Origin of the sequence: Pseudomonas tremae (assembly GCF_001401155.1) — a bacterium.
In the GTDB taxonomy this organism is placed as follows: Bacteria; Pseudomonadota; Gammaproteobacteria; order Pseudomonadales; family Pseudomonadaceae; genus Aquipseudomonas; species Aquipseudomonas tremae.
This window is the reverse complement of record NZ_LJRO01000505.1, coordinates 1-433: the sequence shown is the minus strand read 5'-3', so window position 1 is coordinate 433 and position 433 is coordinate 1. Positions and strand designations below refer to the sequence as shown.

1 pseudogene is annotated in these 433 nt (G+C 59.1%); it reads left to right on the top strand.

What is annotated here, in order from left to right:
* Positions 1 to 412: pseudogene (locus tag ALO43_RS27470) on the top strand (ABC transporter substrate-binding protein); the annotation flags it as partial.
* Positions 413 to 433 lie beyond the last annotated feature (21 nt).

Sequence of the window (433 nt, the reverse complement as noted above, 5' to 3'; positions counted from 1 at the left end):
GGACTACGACATGATCGTCACTGGCTATCCGCAGTCCAGCTCACCCGGTAACGAGCAGCGCGTGTATTTCGACTCATCCAGCGCCGACAACCCGGGCAGCCGCAACTTCATGGGCCTCAAGGACCCGGCGGTAGACACGCTGGTCAACGGGCTGATCAACGCCGACTCCCGGGAAAGCCTGATCACCCATACCAAAGCGCTGGACCGCGTATTACTGTGGGGTTTTTACGTTGTACCCAACTGGCACATCAAAACCTGGCGGGTGGCTTACTGGAATCACATCGACCCTCCCAAGGCCAAGGCGCTTTCCGATATCGGCCTGATGACCTGGTGGGCGAAGCCGAATGTCAAACCCGCCACCGCGACCCCGTCAGCCACTGATCAGGCCAAGCCTGCGAACGCGGAGCAATAACATGCTGGCTTATATTCTGCG